Here is a 23,010-nt window from a genome sequence, read left to right on the forward strand (position 1 = left end):
AGGGGGTAGGCCATGGCACAACCGGCAGGGGATACGCCATGGCAGGAAAGGTGGGGTACTCGTCATTGCCGCCATGACCCGCCCCGCGAAGAATCGCTGTCATGGCGCAGCGAACCGTTCTCTTCCTGCTCTTCGACGGCGTCCAGAGCCTCGACGTCACCGGCCCCCTGGAGGTCTTCGCGGGTGCCGAGCAGCACACCCCGGGCACCTACCGCCTGCGGACGGCGTCCCTGGACGGCGCCCCGGTGCGCAGCTCCAGCGGCCTGCTCCTCATCCCGGACGAGGCGCTGGCGGGCGTGGCCGATCCGCACACCCTTCTCGTCCCGGGCGGCCGGGGCACCCGGGATCCCGACCCCCGCCTGGTCGACTGGCTGCGGCACCACGGTCCGCGCGCCGGGCGGCTGGTGTCGGTGTGCACCGGCGCGATCCTGCTCGCCCGGGCCGGCCTGCTGGACGGCCGCCGGGCCACCACGCACTGGGCCTACTGCGACAAGCTCGCCCGCGACCACCCGGCCGTCCGGGTCGACCCGGACCCGATCTACGTGCGCGACGGACCGGTGCACACCTCCGCCGGGGTCACCTCCGGCATCGACCTCTCCCTCGCGCTCGTGGAGGAGGACCTCGGCCGCGACACCGCCCTTGCCATCGCCCGCCACCTGGTGGTGTTCCTGCGCCGGCCGGGCAACCAGGCCCAGTTCAGCGCCCAGCTCGCCGCTCAGACCGCGGCGCGCGAGCCGCTGCGCGAGGTCCAGCAGTGGATCACCGAACACCCCGAGGGCGACCTCGGCGTCGAGGCGCTCGCCGCCCGCGCCCGGCTGTCGCCCCGTCACTTCACCCGCGCCTTCCGCGCCGAGACGGGCATGACCCCCGGCCGGTACGTCGACCGGGTCCGCCTCGAACACGCCCGCCGGCTGCTCGAGGACACCGGCGACGGCGTGGAGGAGATCGCCCGCGCCAGCGGCTACGGCACCCCGGAGGCCATGCGCCGGGCCTTCGTCAAGGCGCTCGGCACCCCGCCGGCGGAGTACCGCCGCCGGTTCCGCCCCGCGACCGTCCACTGAAAGGGACCACCATGCAGATCGCCATCGTCGTCTACGACCGCTTCACGGCCCTCGACGCCGTCGGCCCCTACGAGATCCTCAGCCGCCTGCCGGACGCGCGGGTCTCCTTCGTCGCCGAACAGCCGGGACCCGTGCGCGCCGACACCGGATTCCTCGCCGTGACCGCCGACCAGGCCCTGCGGGAGCTGCCGCGCCCCGACATCGTGGTGGTCGCGGGCGGCCCGGGCACGTTCGAGCAGGCGGAGAACGAGACCCTGACGCAGTGGCTGCGCACCGCGGACGCCACCAGCACCTGGACGACCTCGGTGTGCTCCGGGTCGCTGCTGCTGGGCGCGGCGGGCCTGCTGCGCGGCCGCCGGGCGACGAGCCACTGGGTGGCGCTGGACCTGCTGCGCCAGTACGGCGCCGAGCCCACGGGGCAGCGGGTGGTCTTCGACGGCAAGTACGTCACCGCCGCCGGCGTCTCCTCCGGCATCGACATGGCGCTCGCCCTGGTCGGCCGGATCGCCGGCGACGAGCACGCCCAGGCCGTGCAGCTGCTGACCGAGTACGATCCCCAGCCGCCCTACGACGCGGGGGCGCCCGAGAAGGCGCCGGCGCACCTCGTCGAGGAGTTCCGCACCAACAGCCGGTTCAGCCTGACGTAGTCCAGGTGAAGCGCGGGGGCCGGCGTTCCAGGAACGCGGTGACGCCCTCCGTGGTGTCGGCGTTGCCGCGGGCCTGCCGCGCCCAGTGCGCCTCGCGGTCGGTGAGGCCGTTGGCGAACTCCTTGGCCGCGGCCTGCGTCAGCTGGGAACGGGAGGCCAGGACGCGGGTGAACTCCGCGACCCGCTTGTCCAGTTCGCCCTCGGGCAGCAGCTCGTCGACGAACCCGGTGCGCAACGCCCGCTCGGCGTCGATCAACTCGCCCGAGAACAGCAGGTACTTGGTGGTGGCAGGGCCGACCAGCGCGGCCAGCCGCCGGGTGGCGGAGGCCGGGTAGACGATGCCGAGCTTCGCGGGCGTCACCCCGAACAGCGCGCCCTGTTCGGCGAAGCGCAGATCGCAGGCGGCCGCGAGCTGGGCGCCGCCGCCCACGCAGTGGCCCCGCACCGCGGCCAGCGTCGGCTTGGGGAAGGCGGCGAGCGCCTCCTCGGCGAGCACGGCGAGACGCTGGGCCTCCTCGGGGGAGCCCTGGAGCGTGGAGATGTCGGCGCCCGCGCAGAAGGTTCCGCCGTCGCCGGTCAGCACCATCACCCGCACCCGCGCGTCGGCGGCCAGCGTCCGAAGCAGCGGCGGCAGCGCCCGCCACATCTCCGCCGTCATGGCGTTGCGCTTGGCCGGATGGCGGATGACGACGGTGGCGACGGCGTCGGTGACGCTGTGCAGCAGCTCGGGCTCCATGCGCCGGATGCTATCCACGCCGCTCGGGCGGCGGGCCGGGGGAGGGAGGTGAGACCGCCCACGAGGCCGGGGTGAGGCGGCGCACAGCGGGCGCGTGGGGGCGTCCGGTGGCACGCGCGGCGGTGCCGGCGGCAGGAGCGGACGACGGTCCCGGCAAACCCGTACAACCCGAAGAGTTCCGGAAGGCGGCAGGAGCGGGACATGAGCAGTCCCACATCTGACCGTGTCATACGCCAACGGTCACAAACGCTCGATATGCGCTGACTTCTGGTCAGGTGTGCGGGGCGGAGGGACGCGTTCTCAACACTCGACGTGTGGTGACAATCGAGCGCAAGGGTGGCGACCGGACGATGGACGATCACGGGCGCGGGACCGGCCCACGCCCAGCGGGCAGCACCGACACCCCCGCCGGACCCGTCAGACGGGACCCGCTGCCGTACGAGGGCGTGTGGCGGTTCACCGCCCCCGCCGCCGACGCCTCCGTGCCCCAGGCCCGGCACGCCGTGCGCGACCTGCTGTACCGGCAGGGCGTCCCGGTCTCCGCGGACCTGCTGCAGGGGCTGCTGCTGATCGTCTCGGAGCTGGTGACCAACGCCGTCCGGCACGCGGCGTTGCTGTCGCCGATGCTGGCCGTCGAGGTCGCCGTCGGCGCCGAGTGGGTGCGGGTGTCCGTGGAGGACAACCACCCTTACCGCCCCACCGCACTGGAGGCCGACCACGGGCAGCTCGGCGGCCGGGGGCTGCTGCTCGTCCGCGAGATCACCCGCGAGGCGGGCGGGGTGTGCGACGTCGAGCACACCGCGAGCGGCGGCAAGGTGATCTGGGCCGCCCTGCCGTTCACGCCCGCGCGCGTGCCGTAACGTTCCTCGACCGGTCCGGTGGCGATCGCCGGCCGGACCGGGGCGCCGATCACCAGCCGGCGGAGTGACCCGTCAGTTCCCGGACCGCCGGGCGCGCCGCGTCGAGCACCGTCATGAACCAGGCCGAGAACGTGTCCTTCGCGTGCCGCTCGGCCAGCTCGGCGGCGGTCACGAAGGCCGTCGCGCCGACCTCCTCGGGGTCCGGCCGCAGCGGGGCCTGCACCAGCCCGACGAACAGGTGGTTGTACTCCTGCTCCACCAGGCCCGAGGCCGGGTCCGGGTGGTTGTAGCGCACCGTGCCGGCCTCGGCCATCAGCGACGGCGACACCCCCAGCTCCTCGTACGTGCGCCGGGCCGCGGCGGCGAAGGGCGCCTCGCCGGGGTAGGGGTGGCCGCAGCAGGTGTTCGACCAGACACCGGGGGAGTGGTACTTGCCGAGCGCCCGCTGCTGCAGCAGCAGCCGGCCGCGGTCGTCGAAGAGGAACACCGAGAACGCCCGGTGCAGCCGCCCCGGAGGCTGGTGGGCGGCGAGCTTCTCCTCGGTGCCGATCGTCACGCCGTTCTCGTCGACCAGCTCCAGCAAAATCGCGTCCGCGGTGCCGTTCGACGCCGAGGTGTGCGTCGCGGTGGCAGGTGTGATCGGCATAACCGTCCTTCGCATCGTCCTACGGCCCCAGTCTGCCGTACGTATCGGGCACTCCCGGCGCTTGCGGCACGCCCGCATGTCCCGCGCGCCGACGCGGACCGCGGCCGTGTCCGCCCGGTCACCGGAAGGGGGCCCGGTGGTTGATGTTGCCCGGGGCGACGGCCGTGGAACCGTCCTTTCCGGGTGACGGGGCGGCGCCCAAGGGGGCGCTCAGTGGCACAGACGGGCCTCGTGCTCGGCGTGGCCGCCGGGCTCCAGCTGGAAGGTGCAGTGCTCGACGTCGAAGTGGCCGCCCAGGCACTCCTGCAGCTCGTGCAGCATCTTCTCGTGGCCGATGGCGCTGAGGACCTCGGTGCTCACCACGACGTGCGCGGACAGTACCGGCAGGCCCGAGGTGATGGTCCAGGCGTGCAGGTCGTGGACGTCCTCCACGCCGTCCAGCGCCAGGATGTGCGTGCGCACCTCGGTCATGTCCACGCCCTTGGGGGCAGACTCCAGCAGGACGTCCAGGGTCTCGCGCAGCAGCTTGACCGTCCGCGGGACGATCATCACACCGATGACCAGGGAGGCGATCGGGTCGGCGGCCTGCCAGCCGGTGAGCAGGATCACGGCCGCGGCGATGATCACGGCGACCGAGCCGAGCGCGTCCGCCGCGACCTCCAGGAAGGCGCCGCGCACGTTGAGGCTCTCCGCCTGCCCGCGCATCAGCAGGACCAGCGAGATGCTGTTGGCGGCCAGGCCGACGAGGCCGAAGACGATGGTCAGGCCGCCCTCGGTGGCCACCGGCGTGACGAACCGCTGCACCGCCTCGACCAGCACATAACCGCCGACGCCGAGCAGCAGCAGGCAGTTGGCGAGCGCTGCGAGGATCTCGGCGCGGGCGTAGCCGAAGGTGCGGCGCTCGCTCGGCGGCCGGCTCGCGAAGTGGATCGCCAGCAGGGCCATGCCCAGGCCGAGCGCGTCCGTCGCCATGTGCGCGGCGTCCGCGACCAGGGCGAGGGAGTCGGCGAGGATCCCGCCGACGATCTCGACCACCATGACGGTGAGCGTGATCGCCAGGGCCCCGCGCAGCCGCCCGCGGTAGGCGGCGGTCGCCGTGCCGTGCGCATGCCCGGCATGCCCGTGAGCGTGGTCGTGCCCAGCCCCCATGAAGCTCCTCCTGTGAACGCCGAATCCCCAGTCAACTACGGGTGGGGGGTATGGGGCAACGCGGCACTGAACACCGTTGTCATGTGCCCTGACCTGCGCAAACGAACCGCAGGTCAGACGGTTGCGACGGCCTCCGGCGGTGGGCGGGCGTACGGCGCCGCCGGCCCGTCGGCCCGCCGGCCCGCCGGCGCGCCGCACGCGGTGCGGTGAGACCGCCGCGCTTCGCCTTTCCCGGGTGATCTCGGCGGGAGCGGGCCGGTCGGCGGGGCCGGGCCGGTCGGCGGGGCCGGGCCGGTCGGCGGGGCCGGGCCGGTCGGCGCGCGCCTCATGACGCCGGGAGCCGGCGTCCGGCGCGGGCGCTCCGGCGAGCGCGGGGCGCGCGCCCCTGGCCTCCTGCCTAGGGGGACGCTCTCTGGTCCCCCCGGCGGCGGACCCGCCTCTGATCCCCGCGGCGGGCGGCCCCGCCTCTGATCCCCGCGGCGGCGGCCCCCCTCGCCCCACCTCCATCCCGCCCGTGGGAATGTCCCTGATGTGGGGGTCTGGTCGGGGCGGTTTGTGGGGTGGGGGTGGGATCACCGATGATGATCGCGGCAAAGGCCGGTGCAGCCCGTGTCGAGCGGGCCGTTAACGGGCGGTGAACGAGGGCTTCGCGGCATCCGATAGCCTCTGCCGACATGCCGCCCGCCTGCAGCCCAGGGCGCCCCCCACCATGCACACGACCGGCGCCGACGCGCCGGTGTCCAGGGAGTGAGTTCGGTTGTCGACCGCCATCCTCACCGGCCAGCCGGTCCCCGGAGCGTCGATCGAGGACGACCTGCGGGCGCTGGGCTTCGACGTGCTGCACGCGGCCGGCGCCGCCGACGCCGAGTCCCTGCTCGCCGCCGTCCCCGGTGACCGGCGCGTCGCCCTCGTGGACAGCCGGTTCGTCGGCCACCTGCACGCCCTGCGCCTCGGCCTGACCGACCCGCGCTTCCCGATCGCCGCGATCCCCGGCGCCGTCACCGCGCAGCCCGCCGGTCGCCAGGCCCTCACCCGCGCGATGGCCCGCGAGACCTCCGCCGGCGGCGACAGCGCCGCCGCCCGGACCTCCGGGGCCACCCACACCGCCGTCGCCGGGCTCGCCGACCGCGTCACCGCCGCCCTCGACGCCGAGGGCACCGACGTCCACCGTCCCGCGCTCGGCAGCCTCGTCGCCGCCGTGCCCGCCGATCCGCAGGCCCGCAACGAGGCACGGCAGGCCGTCGCCGCCGTCGACGAGGAGGCCGTACGCCTGAAGTCGGCCGTGAAGGCCGGCGACGGCTTCTTCACGACCTTCTTCATCAGCCCCTACTCGCGGTACCTCGCCCGCTGGTGCGCCCGGCGCGGACTCACCCCCAACCAGGTCACCACCGCCTCGCTGCTCACCGCGCTGATCGCGGCCGGCTGCGCGGCCACCGGCACCCGCGGCGGTTTCGTCGCGGCCGCCGTCCTGCTCCTCGCGTCCTTCGTGCTGGACTGCACCGACGGCCAGCTCGCCCGCTACTCCCTGCAGTACTCCACGCTCGGCGCCTGGCTGGACGCCACCTTCGACCGGGCCAAGGAGTACGCCTACTACGCGGGGCTCGCGCTCGGAGCGGCACGCGGCGGCGACGACGTGTGGGCACTGGCGCTCGGCGCGATGATCCTGCAGACCGGCCGGCACATGGTCGACTTCGCCTTCCACGAGGGCACCGACGACGCCCCGGCCGCCGCGGGGCCCACCGCGCCGACCGACCGGCTCGGCGGTGGCTGGACCCTGTGGGCCCGCCGGATGATCATCCTGCCCATCGGCGAGCGCTGGGCCATGATCGCGGTCCTGACCGCGGCCACCACCCCGCGCATCACCTTCTACGCCCTGCTCATCGGGTGCGCGTTCGCCGCCCTGTACACCACGGCCGGCCGGGTGCTGCGCTCGCTGGCCCGCCGGGGCGAGCGCCGCGGCGACCGCGCCGCGCGGGCGCTCGCGGACCTCGCCGACTCCGGTCCGCTCGCCGAGGGCCTGGCCCGCGTCCTGCCCAAGCGTCTGCCCGGCATCGCCGTCCTCGCGATCGCCCTGCTGGGCGGCGCCGCGGTCGTCGCCGTGTCGGCGCTGACCGGCTACGGCACCGTGTGGCCCGCCCTCGCCGCCGCCGTCTACGTCGTCACCTCCGCGCTCGCGGTCGCCCGCCCGCTCGCCGGCCCGCTGGACTGGCTCCTGCCCCCGCTCTTCCGCGCCGCCGAGTACCTCACGGTGCTCGCGCTGGCCGCGAAGGCGGACGTGAACGGGGCCCTTCCGGCGGCTTTCGGGCTGGTGGCGGCCGTCGCCTACCATCACTACGACACGGTGTACCGCATCCGCGGCGACGCCGGCGCGCCCCCGTCCTGGCTGGTGCGCGCCATCGGGGGACACGAGGGGCGGACCCTGCTCGTGGCCGTCCTGGCCGCGCTGCTCACCGCCTCGCAGTTCAAGGTCGCGCTCACGGCTGTCGCCGTGGTCATCGCCCTGCTGGTGCTCGCCGAGAGCATCCGCTTCTGGGTGTCCGCCCACCAGGGCGGCGCACCCGCCGTACACGACGAAGGAGAACCCGCATGATCGGCCTCGTGCTGGCGGCCGGCGCCGGACGGCGTCTGCGCCCCTACACCGACACCCTGCCCAAGGCGCTGGTGCCGGTCGGGCCCGAGGGCGCCGAGGACAGCCTCACCGTCCTGGACCTCACCCTCGGCAACTTCGCCGAGGTGGGGCTGACCGAGGTCGCGGTCATCGTCGGCTACCGCAAGGAGGCCGTGTACGAGCGCAGGGAGGCCCTGGAGGCCAAGTACGGCCTGAAGATCACCCTGATCGACAACGACAAGGCCGAGGAGTGGAACAACGCCTACTCCCTGTGGTGCGGCCGTGACGCCCTCAAGGACGGCGTGATCCTCGCCAACGGCGACACCGTGCACCCGGTCTCCGTCGAGAAGACCCTGCTCGCGGCCCGCGGCGACGGCAAGAAGATCATCCTCGCCCTGGACACCGTGAAGTCCCTCGCCGACGAGGAGATGAAGGTCGTCGTCGACCCCGACAAGGGCGTGCAGCGCATCACCAAGCTGATGGACCCGGCCGAGGCGACCGGCGAGTACATCGGCGTCACCCTCATCGAGGGCGAGGCGGCCGCCGAGCTGGCCGACGCGCTGAAGGCCACCTTCGAGCGCGACCCGCAGCTGTACTACGAGGACGGCTACCAGGAGCTCGTCAACCGCGGCTTCAAGGTGGACGTGGCGCCGATCGGCGACGTCAAGTGGGTCGAGATCGACAACCACGACGACCTCGCCAAGGGGCGTGAGATCGCGTGCCAGTACTGACCCGGCTGATTCCCTCGCCGGTCGTCGTGGACATCCGCCCGGGTGCCCTCGACGACCTGGCGGGCGTCCTCGCCGACCAGCGCATCTCGCACTCCGGGCGACTCGCCGTCGCGGTCAGCAACGGCTCCGGCGCCCGGCTGCGCGAGCGCATCGCGCCGTCCCTGCCCGGCGCCACCTGGTACGAGGTCGGCGGCGGCACCCTGGACGACGCGATCCGGCTGGCCGGCGACATGAAGGGCGGCCACTACGACGCGGTCGTCGGCCTCGGCGGCGGCAAGATCATCGACTGCGCCAAGTTCGCCGCGGCGCGCGTCGGGCTGCCGCTGGTCGCCGTGCCGACCAACCTCGCGCACGACGGCCTGTGCTCCCCGGTCGCCACCCTCGACAACGACGCCGGGCGCGGCTCCTACGGCGTGCCCAACCCGATCGCCGTCGTCATCGACCTGGACGTCATCCGCGAGGCCCCGGCCCGCTTCGTGCGCTCCGGCATCGGCGACGCCATCTCCAACATCTCCGCGATCGCGGACTGGGAGCTGGCCAACCGCGTCAACGGCGAGAAGATCGACGGGCTGGCCGCGGCCATGGCCCGGCAGGCGGGCGAGGCCGTGCTGCGCCACCCCGGCGGCATCGGCGACAACGACTTCCTGCAGGTCCTCGCCGAGGCCCTGGTCCTCAGCGGGATCGCCATGTCCGTCTCCGGCGACTCGCGGCCGTCCTCCGGCGCCTGCCACGAGATCAACCACGCCTTCGACCTGCTCTTCCCCAAGCGGGCCGCCAGCCACGGCGAGCAGTGCGGCCTCGGCGCCGCCTTCGCGATGTACCTGCGCGGGGCGCACGAGCAGTCGGCGTACATGGCCCAGGTGCTGCGCCGCCACGGGCTGCCGGTGCTGCCCGGCGAGATCGGCTTCACGACCGAGGAGTTCGTCCGGGCCGTGGAGTTCGCCCCGGAGACCCGCCCCGGCCGCTACACGATCCTGGAACACCTCGACCTCACGACCGACCAGATCAAGGACGTCTACGCCGACTATGTCAAGGCCATCGGTAGCTGAACTCCGCCCGGTCGTGCACCCCGCCGGGGTCAAGGACCGGCGCAGCGGTGAGCACTGGGCGGGCCGCCTCTACATGCGCGAGGTGTCCCTGCGGGTCGACCGGTACCTGGTGAACACCCGGGTCACCCCCAACCAGCTCACCTACCTGATGACCGTCTGCGGCGTGCTCGCGGCCCCGGCGCTGCTGGTGCCCGGCATCCCCGGCGCGGTCCTCGGCGTGCTGGCGGTCCAGCTGTACCTGCTGCTGGACTGCGTCGACGGGGAGATCGCCCGCTGGAAGCAGCAGTACTCCCTCGGCGGTGTCTACCTGGACCGGGTCGGCGCGTACCTCACCGACGCGGCCGTGCTGGTCGGCCTCGGGCTGCGCGCCGCCGACCTGTGGGGCAGCGGCCGGATCGACTGGCTGTGGGCGTTCCTCGGCACCCTCGCGGCGCTCGGCGCGATCCTGATCAAGGCGGAGACCGACCTGGTCGGCGTCGCCCGCCACCAGGCCGGCAAGCCGCCCGTGCAGGAGACGGCGTCCGAGCTGCGCTCCTCCGGCATGGCGCTGGCCCGCCGGGCGGCCGCGGCGCTGAAGTTCCACCGGCTGATCCTCGGCATCGAGGCGTCGCTGCTGATCCTGCTGCTGGCGATCGTCGACCAGATCCGGGGTGATTTGTTCTTCACCCGCCTCGGCACCGCCGTACTCGCCGGGATCGCGCTGCTGCAGACCGTGCTGCACCTGGTGTCCGTCCTCGCCTCCAGCAGGCTGAAATGAGCGCCCCGCTGAAGGTCGGCGCGGTCGTCATCACCATGGGCAACCGCCCCGAGGAGCTGCGCGCGCTGCTCGACTCGGTCGCCAAGCAGGACGGCGACCGGGTCGAGGTGGTCGTGGTGGGCAACGGCTCGCCCGTGCCGGACGTCCCCGCGGGCGTGCGCACGATCGAGCTGCCGGAGAACCTCGGCATCCCCGGCGGGCGCAACGTCGGGATCGAGGCGTTCGGCCCGGGCGGCCGGGACGTCGACATCCTGCTCTTCCTCGACGACGACGGCCTGCTGGCGCGCACCGACACCGCCGAGCTGTGCCGCGAGGCGTTCGCCGCCGACGACCGGCTCGGCATCATCAGCTTCCGCATCGCCGACCCGGACACCGGTGTCACCCAGCGCCGCCACGTGCCCCGGCTGCGCGCCTCGGATCCGATGCGCTCCTCCCGGGTCACCACCTTCCTCGGCGGCGCCAACGCCGTGCGGACGAAGGTCTTCGCCGAGGTCGGCGGACTGCCGGACGCATTCTTCTACGCCCACGAGGAAACCGACCTGGCATGGCGGGCCCTCGACGCGGGCTGGATGATCGACTACCGGTCCGACATGGTGCTGTACCACCCGACGACCGCGCCCTCGCGGCACGCGGTGTACCACCGCATGGTCGCCCGCAACCGGGTCTGGCTCGCCCGCCGCAACCTCCCCGCGCCGCTGGTGCCGGTGTACCTCGGCGTGTGGCTGCTGCTCACGCTGGCCCGCCGCCCCTCCCGGCCGGCGCTGAAGGCCTGGTTCGGCGGTTTCCGCGAGGGCTGGACCACTCCGTGCGGTCCCCGCCGCCCCATGCGGTGGCGTACCGTGTGGCGGCTGACCCGGCTGGGCCGGCCCCCCATCATCTGAGAAGCTCGTTCCCGACGGCACGCCGTGGGCCCGACCCCGGCCCGCGGCCCGTGGCCCGGCCCGCACAGGCTGCGCATCGAAACGAAGACGAAAGTTTCCACTGTGAGTGAGACAACGCATGACGGCGGAGTCGCGGTGAGCGCGGTCCCGTCGCCCGACGAGGGCCTCACGGCGGCGCAGCTCGCCGCCCGGTACGGGCTGGCCGTGAGCGGCGCCCGCCCCCCGCTGCCGGAATACGTCCGTCAGCTGTGGGGCCGGCGCCACTTCATCATGGCCTTCTCCTCGGCCAAGCTGGCCGCCCAGTACAGCCAGGCCAAGCTCGGCCAGCTGTGGCAGGTGGCCACCCCGCTGCTGAACGCGGCCGTGTACTTCCTGATCTTCGGGCTGATCCTCAAGGCCGACCGGGGCATGTCCCGCGAGGTGTACGTGCCGTTCCTGGTCACCGGCATCTTCGTCTTCACCTTCACGCAGAACTCGGTGATGGCCGGCGTCCGCGCCATCTCCGGGAACCTCGGCCTGGTGCGCGCGCTGCACTTCCCGCGCGCCTCGCTGCCGATCTCCTTCTCGCTCCAGCAGCTGCAGCAGCTGCTGTTCTCGATGATCGTGCTGTTCGTCTTCGCGATCGGCTTCGGCAGCTACCCGGACGTGTCCTGGCTGCTGATCATCCCCATACTCCTGCTGCAGTTCTGCTTCAACACCGGACTGTCGCTGATCATGGCGCGGGCCGGGGCAAAGACCCCCGACCTCGCGCAGCTCATGCCGTTCGTGATGCGGACCTGGATGTACGCCTCGGGCGTGATGTTCTCCATCCCGGTGATGCTCGCCGACAAGCCGGACTGGATCGCCACCGCGCTGCAGTGGAACCCGACGGCGATCTACATGGACCTGATGCGCTTCGCGCTCATCGACGGCTACGGCGCGTCGAACCTGCCCGACCACGTCTGGGCGGCCGCCGCCGGCTGGGCCCTGCTCTTCGCCGTGGGCGGCTTCGTGTACTTCTGGAAGGCGGAGGAGAGGTACGGCCGTGGCTGAGCAGCAGAGCACCGAGCGGGTCCCGACGGTGATCGCGGACGACGTGCACATCGTCTACCGCGTCAACGGGGCGAAGTCCGGCAAGGGCAGCGCCACCGCCGCCCTGAGCCGGATACTCAGGCGAGGCTCCGACGACGCGGCGCGGGGCGTGCGCAAGGTGCACGCCGTGCGCGGGGTGTCGTTCGTCGCCTACAAGGGCGAGGCGATCGGCCTGATCGGCTCCAACGGCTCCGGCAAGTCGACCCTGCTGCGGGCCATCGCCGGCCTGCTGCCCTGCGAGAAGGGCCGCGTCTACACCGACGGCCAGCCCTCGCTGCTGGGCGTGAACGCGGCGCTGATGAACGACCTGACCGGCGAGCGCAACGTCATCCTGGGCGGTCTGGCCATGGGCATGTCCCGCGAGGAGATCAAGTCGCGCTACCAGGAGATCGTCGACTTCTCGGGGATCAACGAGAAGGGCGACTTCATCACGCTGCCCATGCGCACCTACTCCTCCGGCATGGCGGCCCGTCTGCGGTTCTCCATCGCGGCGGCCAAGGACCACGACGTGCTGATGATCGACGAGGCGCTGGCCACCGGTGACGCGAAGTTCCAGAAGCGCTCCGAGGAGCGCATCCGGGAGCTGCGCAAGGAGGCCGGCACGGTGTTCCTGGTCAGTCACAGCAACAAGTCGATCCGCGACACCTGCGACCGGGTGCTGTGGCTGGAACGCGGCGAGCTGCGCATGGACGGGCCCACCGAAGAGGTCCTCAAGGAGTACGAGAAGTTCTCGGGCAAGTGACCCGCCCGCCGCAGGGCCCCGCCGGACCGGCTCCGGCGGGGCCCTCGCCGTGCGGCGTCGGGGCCCTGTCGGTGCCCTCGCCCTGCGACGGCGGGGCCCCGCCGGGCAAAGGAACCGTCAACTCCGGGCGTCCTTAGGAATCTTGACACCAATCGGTGTGTTGTTGTGATGTGCAGGACACCCCGGCGCACCACGCTGCGTTGTACAACGTAAGCTGGAACCGTCCCCAAAGGCGGCAAGTGGGGAGATACTGCGCGACACCCTCCGCCGGGCAGGCCGCGCGGGGGGTCGGGCGGCGTGTCCGAAATAGTGTGGATCGGGTCCGCGGTGTAGAACGGGAGATGTGACGGCAATGGCTACGGAAACTCCCCAGCTCAACGCAGCATGTGCCGTCCCCGCCCCGGGCAGCCGGCGGTGACGGACACGGCGACGGCGCGTCCCACCACGGATCCGGAGCGCGGCACTCTCGCCAAGGCCGCGGACGAGAACTTCCCCGTGGCCCCCTTCTTCCTGCCCCGGGCCTGGCGGGACGACCTCATGGCGGTGTACGGCTTCGCCCGGCTGGTCGACGACATCGGCGACGGCGACCTCGCGCCCGGCGGCGCCGACGCCCGGCTGCTCGGCGTGCCGGCGGCCGAGGCCGAGGACCGGCTCGTCCTGCTCGACGCCTTCGAGGCCGACCTGCGGCGCGTCTTCGACGCCACGCCCCGGCACCCGCTGCTGCGCCGGCTCCAGCCCACCGTCCGCCGCCGCGGGCTCGCCCCGGAACCCTTCCTCGGCCTGATCGCCGCCAACCGCCAGGACCAGCTCGTCAGCCGCTACGAGACCTGGGACGACCTGCTCGCCTACTGCGAGCTGTCCGCCAACCCCGTCGGCCGCCTGGTGCTCGGCGTCACCGGCACCGCCACGCCCGAGCGGATCCGCCGCTCCGACCAGATCTGCACCGCGCTGCAGATCGTCGAGCACCTCCAGGACGTGGCCGAGGACCTCGGCCGCGACCGCATCTACCTGCCCGCCGAGGACATGAAACGCTTTCACGTCCAGGAGGCGGATCTCGCCGCGACGAGCGCGGGCGCGTCGGTGCGCGCCCTGGTCGCGTTCGAAGCGCAACGCGCCCGCCGCCTGCTGAATGAAGGCGCCCCCCTGGTGGGTAGCGTCCACGGCAGGCTGAAGCTGCTGCTCGCGGGGTTCGTGGCGGGGGGAAGGGCGGCCATCGACGCGATCGCCGCCGCTGGATACGACGTACTTCCCGGCCCTCCCAAGCCCGGCAAGGTCCAGTTGCTGCGCAAGGTGGGCGTGACCCTGCGAGGAGAGGGGTGATCCGGACCGTGGAGCCTCCGTCACACGTGTCCGCACCGGTACTCGCCGCCTACCGCTACTGCGAGGCCGTGACCGGACAGCAGGCCCGTAACTTCGCCTACGGCATCCGGCTGCTGCCCACGCCCAAGCGGCGCGCGATGTCCGCGCTGTACGCGTTCTCGCGCCGCGTGGACGACATCGGCGACGGCGCGCTGAGCGACGAGGTGAAGGCGGCGCGGCTTCAGGACACGCGGGCGGTGCTGGCCCGCATCCGCGCCGGCGAGGTGCCCGAGGACGACACCGACCCGGTCGCGGTCGCCCTCGCCCACGCCGCCGAGCAGTTCCCGATCCCGCTGGGCGGTCTGGACGAGCTCATCGACGGCGTCCTGATGGACGTGCGCGGCGAGACCTACGAGACCTGGGACGACCTGAAGGTGTACTGCCGCTGCGTGGCGGGCGCCATCGGCCGCCTCTCGCTCGGCGTGTTCGGCACGGAACCCGGGGCGCGCGGCGCCGAGCGCGCGCCGGAGTACGCCGACACGCTCGGGCTCGCGCTGCAGCTCACCAACATCCTGCGCGACGTCCGCGAGGACGCCGAGGGCGGCCGCATCTACCTGCCCGCCGACGACCTGGCGAAATTCGGCTGCTCGGCCGGGTTCCACGGGCCGACGCCACCGGAGGGCTCCGACTTCGCGGGCCTCGTGCACTTCGAAGTGCGACGGGCCCGCGCGCTGTTCGCCGAGGGCTACCGGCTGCTGCCCATGCTCGACCGGCGCAGCGGCGCCTGTGTGGCGGCCATGGCCGGCATCTACCGCCGGCTGCTGGACCGCATCGAACGCGAGCCCGAGGCGGTGCTGCGCGGCCGGGTCTCGCTGCCCGGCCGCGAGAAGGCCTACGTCGCGGTCCGCGGCCTGTCCGGCCTGGACGCCCGGCACATCTCCCGGCAGACGGTCAGGAGGCGCGCCTGATGAAGCCCACGGTGCCACCCGCCCCACGGCAGGCCCCCACGGCCCGCGTGCGCGCCGATGCCCCTGTGCGCCCCGCCGCCCGGCGGGACGCCCTGCGTCCCGCCCTCGCCCCCGTCCCCGCCGCGCGATGCGGTCGTGTGTTCGAGGGGTGGGCCCGCGCAACCCTCGTGCCGGGCGCGGCGTCCCTGACGTCGACGGCTCGGCGTGCGGGGGGCACCGCCCGCGTGAGCGCGGGGGAGGGAGCGCGATGAGCGACGGCACGCGGACCGAGGGACCGCAGGCGGACACCCCGGGGCATGCCGGCCCCGGCCGGGACGCCGTCGTGGTCGGCGGCGGCCTCGCCGGCATCACCGCGGCCCTGGCACTCGCCGACGCCGGTGTGCGCGTCACCCTGCTCGAAGGCAGACCGAGACTCGGCGGCCTCGCCTTCTCCTTCCAGCGCGGCGACCTCACCGTCGACAACGGCCAGCACGTCTACCTGCGCTGCTGCACCGCCTACCGCTGGTTCCTCGACCGGATCGACGCAGCCGAGCTCGCCCCGCTGCAGAAGCGTCTCGACGTGCCCGTGGTCGACCTCGACAAGCCCGCGGGCCGGCGGCTCGGCCGACTGCGGCGCGACGCCCTGCCCGTGCCGCTCCACCTGGGCCGCAGCCTCGCCACCTACCCGCACCTCTCGCTCGCCGAGCGGGCGAGGGTCGGGCGGGCCGCGCTCGCGCTGAAGGGGCTCGACCTCTCCGACCCGGCCCTGGACACGCAGGACTTCGGCAGCTGGCTCGCCGCGCACGGCCAGTCGGCGCGGGCCGTGGAGGCCCTGTGGGACCTCGTCGGCGTCGCCACCCTCAACGCGGTCGCCTCCGACGCCTCCCTGGCGCTCGCCGCGATGGTGTTCAAGACCGGTCTGCTGTCCGACCCGGGCGCGGCCGACATCGGCTGGGCGCGCGTCCCCCTGGGCGAGCTGCACGACCGGCTGGCGCGCAAGGCGCTCGACTCCGCGGGCGTGCGTACCGAAGTCCGTACACGCGTCACCTCCGTCAGTGAAGACGGAAACGGACGGCTGCGCGTTCAGATTCCCGGCGAGACGCTCACCGCGGACGCCGTCGTCCTCGCCGTACCGCAGCGCGAGACCCACGACCTGCTGCCGCCCGGCGCGCTCGACGCGCCGGAGGACCTGCTGCGGATCGGGACCGCGCCGATCCTCAACGTGCACGTCGTGTACGACCGCAAGGTGCTCGACGCGCCCTTCCTCACCGCGCTGGGCACCCCGGTGCAGTGGGTGTTCGACCGCACCGACGCCTCCGGGCTGCGCGAGGGGCAGTACCTCGCGCTGTCGCAGTCGGCCGTGCAGGACGAGATCGACCTGCCCGTGGCCGAGCTGCGCGAGCGGTACCTGCCCGAGGTGGAGCGGCTGCTCCCGGGCGCGCGCGCCGCCGTGGTCAAGGACTTCTTCGTGACCCGGGAGCGCACCGCCACGTTCGCTCCCACCCCCGGCGTCGGGCGGCTGCGGCCCGGCGCCCGTACCAGAACCCCCGGCCTGTACCTGGCCGGCGCGTGGACCGCCACCGGGTGGCCCGCGACCATGGAGAGTGCGGTCCGCAGCGGTGTGAGCGCGGCCGAGGCCGCCCTCGGCGCCCTGGGCCGGCCCCGCCCCCGCCGTCTCTTCGCTCTCGAGGAGGCGGCCTGATGCTCGGTGAGCGACGCGCGGCAGGTCCCCGCACCCCCGGTACCGCAACAAGAGGAGTAACTGTGCCCCCTGTCCCCCCGGCCTCGACGGCCGCTCGTGCCACCGAGGTGGACGTGGCCGCGCTGTTGGAGCGCGGCCGGACACTGGCCACGCCGGTACTGAGGGCGGCCGTCGACCGCCTGGCGCCTCCCATGGACACCGTCGCCGCCTACCACTTCGGCTGGATCGACGCGGCGGGCAACCCGTCCTCCGGTGACGGCGGCAAGGCGGTGCGCCCCGCCCTGGCCGTGCTGTCCGCCGAGGTGACCGGGGCGGCTCCGGAGGCGGGCGTGCCGGGCGCCGTCGCCGTCGAGCTGGTCCACAACTTCTCGCTGCTGCACGACGACCTGATGGACGGCGACGAACAGCGCCGGCACCGCGACACCGTGTGGAAGGTGCACGGCCCCGCCCAGGCCATCCTGGTCGGCGACGCCCTGTTCGCGCTGGCCAACGAGGTGCTGCTGGAGCTCGGCACCACCGACGCCGGCCGCGCGACCCGCCGCCTGACCACCGCCACCCGCGCCCTGATCGACGGTCAGGCCCAGGACATCTCCTACGAGCACCGCGACCGCGTCAGCGTCGAGGAGTGCCTGGAGATGGAGGGAAACAAGACCGGCGCCCTGCTGGCCTGCGCCTCCTCCATCGGGGCGGTGCTCGGCGGCGCCGACGACCGCACCGCCGACACGCTGGAGAGGTACGGCTACCACCTCGGCCTGGCCTTCCAGGCCGTCGACGACCTCCTCGGCATCTGGGGCGACCCGGACGCCACCGGCAAGCAGACCTGGAGCGACCTGCGCCAGCGCAAGAAGTCCCTGCCGGTCGTGGCCGCGCTCGCCGCGGGCGGCGCCGCCTCCGAGCGGCTCGGCGACCTGCTCGCCGCCGACGCCAAGGCGAGCGACTTCGAGAACTTCTCCGAGGAGGAGTTCGCGGAGCGGGCCCGGCTCATCGAGGAGGCCGGCGGCCGCGAGTGGACCGCCGAGGAGGCGCGCCGCCAGCACACCATCGCCATCGAAGCCCTCGACGCCGTCGACATGCCCGACCGGGTGCGGGAGCAGTTCACGGCGCTCGCCGACTTCGTCGTCGTACGAAAGAGATGATCACTATCGGGCGAATAACCACCCTCGCGTAGTCGCCGGCCGGGTGCTCGGGCAGACGGGCACCGGCCGACGGCGGACCCACAGCAGCACGACGCGCACGACTGCACGAAGGGGAAGCCATGACAGCGACGACCGACGGAAGCACCGGGGCGACCTTGCCGTCCCGCGCTGCCGCGGCCAGCGAAATCCACACCCACACCCCCGCAGCGGCCGGGGTGCACGACGCCGCCACCCGCGCCGTCCGGCGCGCCACCGACTTCCTGCTGTCCAAGCAGGACGCCCAGGGCTGGTGGAAGGGCGACCTCGAGACCAACGTCACGATGGACGCCGAGGACCTGCTGCTGCGCCAGTTCCTGGGCATCCTCGACGAGGAGACCACCCGCGCCGCCGCCCTGTTCATCCGGGGCGAGCAGCGCGAGGACGGCACCTGGGCCACCTTCTACGGCGGACCCGGCGAGCTGTCCACCACCATCGAGGCGTACGTCGCCCTGCGGCTGGCCGGGGATGCGCCCGAGGCCCCGCACATGGCGAAGGCCTCCGCCTGGATCCGTCAGCAGGGCGGCATCGCCTCCGCCCGCGTCTTCACCCGTATCTGGCTGGCCCTGTTCGGCTGGTGGAAGTGGGAGGACCTGCCCGAACTCCCGCCGGAGCTGATCTGGTTCCCCACCTGGGTGCCGCTGAACATCTACGACTTCGGCTGCTGGGCCCGGCAGACGATCGTGCCGCTCACCATCGTGTCCGCCAAGCGCCCGGTGCGCCCCGCGCCCTTCCCGCTGGACGAGCTGCACACCGACCCGGCGCACCCGAACCCGCCCCGGCCGCTCGCCCCGCCGGTCAGTTGGGACGGCGCCTTCCAGCGCCTGGACAAGGGCCTGCACGCGCTGCGCAAGGTGATCCCCAGGCGGCTGCGCAAGGCGGCCATGGACACCGCCGCCCGCTGGATCATCGAGCGCCAGGAGAACGACGGCTGCTGGGGCGGCATCCAGCCGCCGGCCGTGTACTCGGTCATCGCGCTGCACCTCCTCGGCTACGACCTCGACCATCCCGTCATGCGCGCCGGCCTCGAGTCGCTGGACCGTTTCGCCGTGTGGCGCGAGGACGGCGCCCGGATGATCGAGGCCTGCCAGTCGCCGGTGTGGGACACCTGCCTGGCGACCATCGCGCTCGCCGACGCCGGCCTGCCCGCCGACCACCCGCAGCTGGTCAAGGCCGCCGACTGGATGCTCGGCGAGCAGATCGTGCGTCCCGGCGACTGGTCGGTGAAGCGTCCCGGACTGCCGCCGGGCGGCTGGGCGTTCGAGTTCCACAACGACAACTACCCCGACATCGACGACACCGCCGAGGTGGTGCTCGCGCTGCGCCGGGTCCGCCACCACGACCCGGACCGGCTGGAGAAGGCCATCTCCCGCGGCGTGCGCTGGAACCTCGGCATGCAGTCGAAGAACGGCGCGTGGGGCGCCTTCGACGTCGACAACACCAGCCCCTTCCCCAACCGGCTGCCGTTCTGCGACTTCGGCGAGGTGATCGACCCGCCGTCGGCGGACGTCACCGCGCACGTCGTGGAGATGCTCGCCGTCGAGGGGCTCGCCCACGACCCGCGCACCCGGCGCGGCATCGCGTGGCTGCTGGCCGAACAGGAGCCGGACGGCTCGTGGTTCGGCCGCTGGGGCGTCAACTACGTCTACGGCACCGGCTCCGTCGTACCGGCGCTGGTGGCGGCCGGCATCCCCGGCGCGCACCCGGCGATCCGGCGGGCCGTGGCGTGGCTGGAGTCCGTGCAGAACGACGACGGCGGCTGGGGCGAGGACCTGCGCTCCTACAAGTACTCCAAGGAGTGGAGCGGCAGGGGCGCCTCCACCGCCTCCCAGACGGCGTGGGCGCTGATGGCGCTGCTCGCGGCCGGGGAGCGGGAGTCCAAGGCCGTCGAGCGCGGCGTCGCGTGGCTCGCCGCCACCCAGCGCGAGGACGGCTCCTGGGACGAGCCGTACTTCACCGGCACCGGCTTCCCCTGGGACTTCTCCATCAACTACCACCTGTACCGGCAGGTGTTCCCGCTCACCGCGCTCGGCCGCTACGTCCACGGCGAGCCGTTCGCCGACCGGATTCCGGCACACCGGGCCCGCGCCGAGGCCAAGGGGGCCTGATGAGCACCCAGCCCGCCCCGGCCCCGCTGCTGATCGCCTGCGCGCTCGGCATCGAGCACCTCGCCCTGCGCGCCGGTGACCGCGGCGGGGCGGGCGGGCCGGTCACCGTGCTGCGCACCGGGATGGGCCCGAAGGCGGCCGAGCGCGCCGTCGGGCGGGCCCTGGCCGACCCGGCGCTGGCCGGCGCGGCCGTGCTGGCCACCGGCTTCTGCGCGGGGCTCGCCCCCGGGATGCACCCCGGCGACCTGGTCGTCGCCGAGGAGACCCGGGCCCCGGGCGGCACCGTCCCGTGCATCGGCACCGAACCGCTGGTCAAGGAACTCGCCCGTACCCTGCCGGGGCGCACCGTCCACACCGGGCCGCTCACCGGATCCGACCACGTCGTGCGCGGCGCCGAACGGTCCGCGCTCGCCGCGGGCGGCGCGATCGCCGTGGACATGGAGTCGGCGGCCACGCTGCTGACCGCCGTGCGGGCCGGGACGCGTCCGGTTGCGGCCGTCCGGGTGGTCGTGGACGCTCCAGAACATGAACTCGTCCGGATCGGAACGGTACGCGGTGGAATATCGGCTTTCCGCGTTCTTCGGTCCGTATTGCCTACTTTTTTCGAATGGCACCGTAATGTGCTGCTCCCCAGGAGGTGAGCCCGATGGCCATGCCGCTGCGCCAGTCCATCAAGGTCGCTACATACTTGGCCGAACAGAAGCTGCGCCGGCGGGACAAGTTCCCGCTGATCGTGGAGCTCGAGCCGCTGTTCGCCTGCAATCTCAAGTGCGAGGGCTGCGGCAAGATCCAGCACCCGGCGGGCGTGCTCAAGCAGCGCATGCCGGTGGCGCAGGCCGTGGGCGCCGTGCTGGAGTCGGGTGCGCCGATGGTGTCCATCGCGGGCGGTGAGCCCCTGATGCACCCGCAGATCGACGAGATCGTGCGCCAGTTGGTGGCCAAGCGGAAGTACGTCTTCCTGTGCACCAACGCGATGCTGCTGCGCAAGAAGATGGACAAGTTCACGCCCTCGCCCTACTTCGCCTTCGCCGTGCACATCGACGGGCTGCGCGAGCGGCACGACGAGTCCGTGGCGAAGGAGGGCGTGTTCGACGAGGCGGTCGCGGCCATCAAGGAGGCCAAGCGGCGCGGCTTCCGGGTGACCACGAACTCCACCTTCTTCAACACCGACACCCCGCAGACCGTCATCGAGGTGCTCAACTACCTCAACGACGACCTCCAGGTCGACGAGATGATGATCTCGCCCGCCTACGCCTACGAGAAGGCCCCCGACCAGGAGCACTTCCTCGGCGTCGAGCAGACCCGCGAGCTGTTCAAGAAGGCCTTCGCCGGCGGCAACCGCCGCAAGTGGCGGCTCAACCACTCGCCGCTCTTCCTGGACTTCCTGGAGGGCAAGGTCGACTTCCCGTGCACCGCGTGGGCCATCCCCAACTACTCGCTCTTCGGCTGGCAGCGCCCCTGCTACCTGATGAGCGACGGCTACGTGCCGACGTACCGCGAGCTGATCGAGGACACCGACTGGGACAAGTACGGCCGCGGCAAGGATCCGCGCTGCGCCAACTGCATGGCGCACTGCGGCTACGAGCCCACCGCCGTCCTGGCCACCATGGGGTCGCTCAAGGAGTCCCTGCGCGCCATGCGCGAGACCGTCTCCGGGAACCGGGACTGAGGCCATGACCGCCGTTTCCCTGGGCGTCCCCGAGGTGCCGGCCCGGCCGGTCGCCGCGCGGCGTGCCTCGCGGCAGATCCACGTCGGCCCGGTGCCGGTCGGGGGTGGCGCCCCGGTGTCGGTGCAGTCCATGACGACGACCCGGACCTCCGACATCGGCGCCACGCTCCAGCAGATCGCCGAACTCACCGCGTCCGGCTGCCAGATCGTGCGGGTCGCCTGCCCCACCCAGGACGACGCCGACGCGCTGGCGACCATCGCGCGCAAGTCGCAGATCCCGGTGATCGCGGACATCCACTTCCAGCCGAAGTACGTCTTCGCCGCGATCGAGGCCGGGTGCGCGGCGGTGCGCGTCAACCCGGGCAACATCAAGAAGTTCGACGACCAGGTCAAGGAGATCGCGCGCGCCGCGAAGGACCACGGCACCCCGATCCGCATCGGCGTCAACGCGGGCTCGCTCGACCGGCGCCTGCTGCAGAAGTACGGCAAGGCCACCCCCGAGGCGCTGGTCGAGTCCGCGCTGTGGGAGGCGTCCCTCTTCGAGGAGCACGGCTTCCGCGACATCAAGATCTCCGTCAAGCACAACGACCCGGTCGTCATGATCGAGGCCTACCGCCAGCTCGCCGCCCAGTGCGACTACCCGCTGCACCTGGGCGTCACGGAGGCCGGACCGGCGTTCCAGGGCACGATCAAGTCGGCCGTGGCGTTCGGCGCGCTGCTCTCGCAGGGCATCGGCGACACCATCCGGGTGTCGCTGTCCGCGCCGCCCGCCGAGGAGGTCAAGGTCGGCATCCAGATCCTGCAGTCCCTGGGGCTGAAGGAACGCCGGCTGGAGATCGTCTCGTGTCCGTCCTGCGGCCGCGCCCAGGTCGACGTCTACAAGCTCGCCGAGGAGGTCACGGCGGGCCTGGAGGGCATGGAAGTGCCCCTGCGGGTGGCCGTCATGGGCTGCGTCGTCAACGGCCCCGGCGAGGCCCGCGAGGCGGACCTGGGCGTCGCCTCCGGCAACGGCAAGGGGCAGATCTTCGTCAAGGGCGAGGTCGTCAGGACCGTACCCGAGTCGAAGATCGTCGAGACCCTGATCGAGGAGGCGACGAGGATCGCCGAGCAACTGGAGCGGGAGGGCTCCGGACCCGCCACGGGGAAACCGGCAGTGACGGTGAGCTGACGTACGG

General features: G+C 72.9%; 21 protein-coding genes. 18 read left to right on the plus strand and 3 right to left on the minus strand.

All coding sequences use genetic code 11. The features are described 5' to 3' along the window. The first annotated feature begins 101 nt into the window (after positions 1-101). Both ACF1AL_RS08465 and ACF1AL_RS08470 read left to right on the plus strand, forming a co-directional pair. Complete coding sequence (locus ACF1AL_RS08465) at positions 102-1,061, plus strand: GlxA family transcriptional regulator (protein ID WP_391825624.1); 960 nt, start codon at positions 102-104, stop codon at positions 1,059-1,061. An 11-nt stretch (positions 1,062-1,072) separates the two neighbouring features. Then, positions 1,073-1,708, plus strand: a complete 636-nt coding sequence (locus ACF1AL_RS08470; RefSeq protein WP_391780387.1) for a DJ-1/PfpI family protein — start codon at positions 1,073-1,075, stop codon at positions 1,706-1,708. Here the strand turns inward: ACF1AL_RS08470 and ACF1AL_RS08475 are convergent. Continuing rightward, positions 1,695-2,444, minus strand: coding sequence for an enoyl-CoA hydratase/isomerase family protein (locus ACF1AL_RS08475; protein WP_391825625.1), 750 nt, complete (start codon positions 2,442-2,444; stop codon positions 1,695-1,697). The two genes, ACF1AL_RS08470 and ACF1AL_RS08475, sit on opposite strands and share 14 nt — an antisense overlap. A gap of 350 nt (positions 2,445-2,794) precedes the next feature. Here ACF1AL_RS08475 and ACF1AL_RS08480 point away from each other — a divergent pair, with 350 nt between their 5' ends. Continuing rightward, positions 2,795-3,304 carry an ATP-binding protein gene (locus tag ACF1AL_RS08480; RefSeq protein ID WP_366835055.1) on the plus strand — a complete coding sequence of 170 codons (510 nt, stop codon included), beginning with the start codon at positions 2,795-2,797 and terminating at the stop codon, positions 3,302-3,304. A 49-nt stretch (positions 3,305-3,353) separates the two neighbouring features. On the opposite strand, the gene idi is transcribed toward ACF1AL_RS08480, so the two are convergent. Together idi and ACF1AL_RS08490 are read right to left on the minus strand one after the other, a co-directional pair. Further along, complete coding sequence (gene idi / locus ACF1AL_RS08485; RefSeq protein ID WP_366834788.1) at positions 3,354-3,950, minus strand: isopentenyl-diphosphate Delta-isomerase; 597 nt, start codon at positions 3,948-3,950, stop codon at positions 3,354-3,356. A 210-nt stretch (positions 3,951-4,160) separates the two neighbouring features. Then, positions 4,161-5,099, minus strand: coding sequence for a cation diffusion facilitator family transporter (locus ACF1AL_RS08490; protein WP_391825626.1), 939 nt, complete (start codon positions 5,097-5,099; stop codon positions 4,161-4,163). Positions 5,100-5,856: 757 nt separating this feature from the next. Between ACF1AL_RS08490 and ACF1AL_RS08495 the strand changes: the two genes are divergently transcribed. The 15 genes from ACF1AL_RS08495 to ispG all read left to right on the plus strand — a co-directional run bounded on the left by ACF1AL_RS08495 (position 5,857) and on the right by ispG (position 23,003). Then, positions 5,857-7,689 (plus strand): DUF5941 domain-containing protein, encoded by a 1,833-nt coding sequence (locus ACF1AL_RS08495; protein WP_391825627.1) that lies wholly within the window; start codon positions 5,857-5,859, stop codon positions 7,687-7,689. Then, positions 7,686-8,438, plus strand: coding sequence for a phosphocholine cytidylyltransferase family protein (locus tag ACF1AL_RS08500; RefSeq protein WP_366834791.1), 753 nt, complete (start codon positions 7,686-7,688; stop codon positions 8,436-8,438). The genes ACF1AL_RS08495 and ACF1AL_RS08500 overlap by 4 nt, the downstream gene beginning before the upstream one ends. Then, entirely contained in the window at positions 8,426-9,487 is a 1,062-nt protein-coding gene (locus tag ACF1AL_RS08505; protein WP_366834792.1) for an iron-containing alcohol dehydrogenase family protein, read from the plus strand. Before ACF1AL_RS08500 ends, ACF1AL_RS08505 begins: the two co-directional genes overlap by 13 nt. Further along, positions 9,465-10,244, plus strand: coding sequence for a CDP-alcohol phosphatidyltransferase family protein (locus ACF1AL_RS08510; RefSeq protein ID WP_391658256.1), 780 nt, complete (start codon positions 9,465-9,467; stop codon positions 10,242-10,244). Before ACF1AL_RS08505 ends, ACF1AL_RS08510 begins: the two co-directional genes overlap by 23 nt. Next, positions 10,241-11,125 (plus strand): glycosyltransferase, encoded by an 885-nt coding sequence (locus ACF1AL_RS08515; protein ID WP_366834794.1) that lies wholly within the window; start codon positions 10,241-10,243, stop codon positions 11,123-11,125. The genes ACF1AL_RS08510 and ACF1AL_RS08515 overlap by 4 nt, the downstream gene beginning before the upstream one ends. A 102-nt stretch (positions 11,126-11,227) precedes the next feature. Continuing rightward, a complete protein-coding gene (locus ACF1AL_RS08520; protein WP_366834795.1) occupies positions 11,228-12,157 on the plus strand; it encodes an ABC transporter permease in 930 nt (309 codons plus the stop codon). After that, a complete protein-coding gene (locus ACF1AL_RS08525; RefSeq protein ID WP_366834796.1) occupies positions 12,150-12,938 on the plus strand; it encodes an ABC transporter ATP-binding protein in 789 nt (262 codons plus the stop codon). The genes ACF1AL_RS08520 and ACF1AL_RS08525 overlap by 8 nt, the downstream gene beginning before the upstream one ends. Positions 12,939-13,322: 384 nt before the next feature. Further along, the gene (gene hpnC / locus ACF1AL_RS08530) at positions 13,323-14,258 is read left to right on the plus strand and encodes a squalene synthase HpnC (RefSeq protein ID WP_391825628.1); all 936 of its coding nucleotides are present in this window, start codon (positions 13,323-13,325) and stop codon (positions 14,256-14,258) included. Next, the gene (gene hpnD, locus ACF1AL_RS08535; RefSeq protein ID WP_384213089.1) at positions 14,255-15,205 is read left to right on the plus strand and encodes a presqualene diphosphate synthase HpnD; all 951 of its coding nucleotides are present in this window, start codon (positions 14,255-14,257) and stop codon (positions 15,203-15,205) included. The genes hpnC and hpnD overlap by 4 nt, the downstream gene beginning before the upstream one ends. A 247-nt stretch (positions 15,206-15,452) precedes the next feature. Further along, on the plus strand, positions 15,453-16,886 hold the full coding sequence (gene hpnE, locus ACF1AL_RS08540; protein WP_391825629.1) for a hydroxysqualene dehydroxylase HpnE: 1,434 nt from the start codon (positions 15,453-15,455) through the stop codon (positions 16,884-16,886). Next, positions 16,886-18,022 (plus strand): polyprenyl synthetase family protein, encoded by a 1,137-nt coding sequence (locus ACF1AL_RS08545; RefSeq protein WP_366834800.1) that lies wholly within the window; start codon positions 16,886-16,888, stop codon positions 18,020-18,022. Before hpnE ends, ACF1AL_RS08545 begins: the two co-directional genes overlap by 1 nt. Positions 18,023-18,141: 119 nt before the next feature. Beyond that, positions 18,142-20,166 (plus strand): squalene--hopene cyclase, encoded by a 2,025-nt coding sequence (gene shc / locus ACF1AL_RS08550; RefSeq protein WP_391825630.1) that lies wholly within the window; start codon positions 18,142-18,144, stop codon positions 20,164-20,166. After that, positions 20,166-20,807, plus strand: coding sequence for a 1-hydroxy-2-methyl-2-butenyl 4-diphosphate reductase (locus ACF1AL_RS08555; protein WP_384213096.1), 642 nt, complete (start codon positions 20,166-20,168; stop codon positions 20,805-20,807). The genes shc and ACF1AL_RS08555 overlap by 1 nt, the downstream gene beginning before the upstream one ends. A gap of 5 nt (positions 20,808-20,812) precedes the next feature. After that, positions 20,813-21,835, plus strand: coding sequence for an adenosyl-hopene transferase HpnH (gene hpnH, locus ACF1AL_RS08560; RefSeq protein ID WP_366834805.1), 1,023 nt, complete (start codon positions 20,813-20,815; stop codon positions 21,833-21,835). A gap of 4 nt (positions 21,836-21,839) precedes the next feature. Further along, positions 21,840-23,003 carry a flavodoxin-dependent (E)-4-hydroxy-3-methylbut-2-enyl-diphosphate synthase gene (ispG, locus tag ACF1AL_RS08565; RefSeq protein ID WP_391658261.1) on the plus strand — a complete coding sequence of 388 codons (1,164 nt, stop codon included), beginning with the start codon at positions 21,840-21,842 and terminating at the stop codon, positions 23,001-23,003. Positions 23,004-23,010 lie beyond the last annotated feature (7 nt).

Source organism: Streptomyces sp. NPDC014801, assembly GCF_043082085.1.
Classification (GTDB): Bacteria; Actinomycetota; Actinomycetes; order Streptomycetales; family Streptomycetaceae; genus Streptomyces.

Coding starts and splice junctions, on each gene's coding strand:
- ACF1AL_RS08475 (WP_391825625.1), bottom strand. CDS start 2,444: ATGGAGCCCGAGCTGCTGCACAGCGTCACCGACGCCGTCGCCACCGTC.
- hpnC (WP_391825628.1), top strand. CDS start 13,323: ATGTGCCGTCCCCGCCCCGGGCAGCCGGCGGTGACGGACACGGCGACG.
- ACF1AL_RS08465 (WP_391825624.1), top strand. CDS start 102: ATGGCGCAGCGAACCGTTCTCTTCCTGCTCTTCGACGGCGTCCAGAGC.
- hpnE (WP_391825629.1), top strand. CDS start 15,453: ATGAGCGACGGCACGCGGACCGAGGGACCGCAGGCGGACACCCCGGGG.
- ACF1AL_RS08545 (WP_366834800.1), top strand. CDS start 16,886: ATGCTCGGTGAGCGACGCGCGGCAGGTCCCCGCACCCCCGGTACCGCA.
- ACF1AL_RS08555 (WP_384213096.1), top strand. CDS start 20,166: ATGAGCACCCAGCCCGCCCCGGCCCCGCTGCTGATCGCCTGCGCGCTC.
- idi (WP_366834788.1), bottom strand. CDS start 3,950: ATGCCGATCACACCTGCCACCGCGACGCACACCTCGGCGTCGAACGGC.
- ACF1AL_RS08470 (WP_391780387.1), top strand. CDS start 1,073: ATGCAGATCGCCATCGTCGTCTACGACCGCTTCACGGCCCTCGACGCC.
- ACF1AL_RS08490 (WP_391825626.1), bottom strand. CDS start 5,099: ATGGGGGCTGGGCACGACCACGCTCACGGGCATGCCGGGCATGCGCAC.
- hpnH (WP_366834805.1), top strand. CDS start 20,813: ATGGCCATGCCGCTGCGCCAGTCCATCAAGGTCGCTACATACTTGGCC.
- ACF1AL_RS08480 (WP_366835055.1), top strand. CDS start 2,795: ATGGACGATCACGGGCGCGGGACCGGCCCACGCCCAGCGGGCAGCACC.
- shc (WP_391825630.1), top strand. CDS start 18,142: ATGACAGCGACGACCGACGGAAGCACCGGGGCGACCTTGCCGTCCCGC.
- ACF1AL_RS08515 (WP_366834794.1), top strand. CDS start 10,241: ATGAGCGCCCCGCTGAAGGTCGGCGCGGTCGTCATCACCATGGGCAAC.
- ACF1AL_RS08510 (WP_391658256.1), top strand. CDS start 9,465: ATGTCAAGGCCATCGGTAGCTGAACTCCGCCCGGTCGTGCACCCCGCC.
- ispG (WP_391658261.1), top strand. CDS start 21,840: ATGACCGCCGTTTCCCTGGGCGTCCCCGAGGTGCCGGCCCGGCCGGTC.
- ACF1AL_RS08500 (WP_366834791.1), top strand. CDS start 7,686: ATGATCGGCCTCGTGCTGGCGGCCGGCGCCGGACGGCGTCTGCGCCCC.